Origin of the sequence: uncultured Enorma sp. (assembly GCA_905210055.1) — a bacterium.
GTDB lineage: Bacteria > Actinomycetota > Coriobacteriia > Coriobacteriales > Coriobacteriaceae > Enorma.
In genome coordinates, this window is sequence record CAJLVH010000207.1 from 1 (window position 1) to 2053 (window position 2053).

At 66.2% G+C, this 2053-nt stretch carries 2 protein-coding genes; one reads left to right on the forward strand and one right to left on the reverse strand.

The features are described 5' to 3' along the window. Positions 1-48: 48 nt before the first annotated feature. Positions 49-771: a DUF554 domain-containing protein gene (locus QZ079_RS09200; protein WP_297037548.1), complete on the reverse strand. Its 723-nt coding sequence runs from the start codon at positions 769-771 to the stop codon at positions 49-51. Positions 772-931: 160 nt separating this feature from the next. On the opposite strand from QZ079_RS09200, the gene QZ079_RS09205 reads away from it, so the two are divergent. Beyond that, positions 932-2053, forward strand: a 1122-nt coding sequence (locus QZ079_RS09205) for an FAD-binding oxidoreductase (protein ID WP_297037549.1), incomplete at its 3' end; no start/stop codon positions are given.

A 2053-nucleotide genomic window follows, 5' to 3' on the forward strand; every position in this document is an offset into this window, starting at 1 on the left:
CCGTCCCCAATGGCTGGTCGAAGGGCGCGGGCTCCCGTGTCCGCGCGGCTATAGCGGCAGGAATGCGATTGCTGCGGCAATCACCACGGCGGGGAGCATGTTCGCCGGTTTGAAGAGCTTCTCCCAAATAAGGTTTACACCCACGCAGAAGATGAGGATCGAGCCCACGAGCGAGAGGTTCGCGAGCGCCGCCTCGGTCATGATGGGGTGGATGAACTGCGCCAAGAACGTGATGCTCCCCTGAAAGATCGCCACGGGGATGGCTGAGAACAGGCAGCCCTTGCCCATGGACGCCGTCATGACGAGCACGATGAGCGCGTCGAGCGCGCCCTTCATGGCGAGCGTCGACCAGTCGCCGGTAAGGCCGTCTTGGATGGAGCCCACGATCGCCATGGCGCCGATGCACGCGGTAAGCGATGCGGTCACGAAGGCGTTGACGAACTCGTTGTCGCCATCGCTGCCGGTCTTCCGCTTGAGCCATTCGCCGAACTGCTCGAACTTGCTGTCGAGGTTGATCGCCTCGCCGATGAGCGACCCGAAGGCGAGCGACGCGAAGACCATCATGGAGCCAGTGCTCGCGATGCTGCCGTCCGGCGCGGCGGTAAGCATGCCGGCAAGCGCGCCGGAAAGCCCCACGAAGAGCACACTCACCCCGGCCGCCTTCATGAGCGTGTCCTGCAGCCGCGGGATGAAGAAGCGTCCGCCGGCGAGCCCGATGATACCGCCTGCCAGCAGCAAGACGACATTGATGACGGTTCCCATTCCTATCATGGTCGGTGTGCCTCCCGGTACGTTCGATTGTTTCCAGACCGCGTCGCGCGTGCGGCGCAGCCGGCGCTGTGGTGCGGATGTGCTTCAATTTTACTCTAGCGATGCCGGGGTGCTAGCCTCGTCGCCGCGCGCTCCGTTCGCAACGTGAAGGGGAGGGGATATGCACATCCAGCCATGGTCCGTCGAGTTCGACGATTTCCTTCACGATGAATCGCGAAACCGCGGGCATGCAGAGACGATCTCGTTCCCGCGTACGGAAGAGGACGTGCGCGCGGTCGTTCGCGAGTTGCATGCGGATGCGGTGCCCATCACGGTACAGGGCGCGCGTACCGGACTCGCGGCGGGCGCGGTGCCGCAGGGCGGGCACGTGCTCAACCTCTCCCGCATGAACCGGTGCCTAGGTCTGCGCCAGGACGAGCAGAGCCGCTTCTTCTTGCGCGTGCAGCCCGGTTTGGTTCTTTCTGAGCTACGGAAATACCTGGCTGCAAAGGCAATCCCCGCAGACGGTTGGGACGCGGCGTCGCTGGCTTCCCTCACGGCGCTTGCCGAAGCGCCCGAGCAGATGTTTCCCACGGATCCCACGGAGACCTCGGCCACGCTCGGTGGCATGGCGGCTTGCAATGCCTCGGGCGCGCGCAGCTACCGCTACGGTGCCATGCGGGAGCACGTGACGGCGCTCCGCCTCGTGCTCGCCGATGGCGACGTGCTCGCGCTGCAGCGCGGTGCATGCCGAGCGGATGGCCGTCGCCTCGCGCTCACCACGGAGGGCGGCCGGCACATCGACGTCGCGCTGCCCCGCTACGAGATGCCCCACGCCAAGAACGCCTCGGGCTACTTTGTCGCGGACGACATGGATGCCGTGGACTTGGTGATCGGTTCGGACGGCACGCTCGGCATCATCACGGAGCTCGAGCTCGCGCTTATGCCCGCTCCCGCAGTGACATGGGGTGTGAGCTGCTTTTTTGCCGAAGAGGGGCAGGGGGCGGCCGCTACCGTCGCGGCGCGTGAGCACATGCACCACGTCGCGGCGCTCGAGTACTTCGACCCCTCCGCGCTCGACGTGCTTCGTCGAGCCCGTGCGACGGGTTCCGCCTTTGCGGCCTTGCCGGAGCTGCCCGCGTCATTCGGCTGCTGTCTCTTCGTGGAGCTCCAAGCGGCGAGCGAGGAAGAGGCCATGGAGGATGTGGAGCGCTTGGGCAGGCTCGTCGAAGAGGCGGGCGGCGACGCGGGCGCGTCGTGGGTGGCGCGCACGGCCGTCGACCGCGAGACGCTGCGGTTCTTT

Coding starts and splice junctions, on each gene's coding strand:
- QZ079_RS09200 (WP_297037548.1), bottom strand. CDS start 771: ATGATAGGAATGGGAACCGTCATCAATGTCGTCTTGCTGCTGGCAGGC.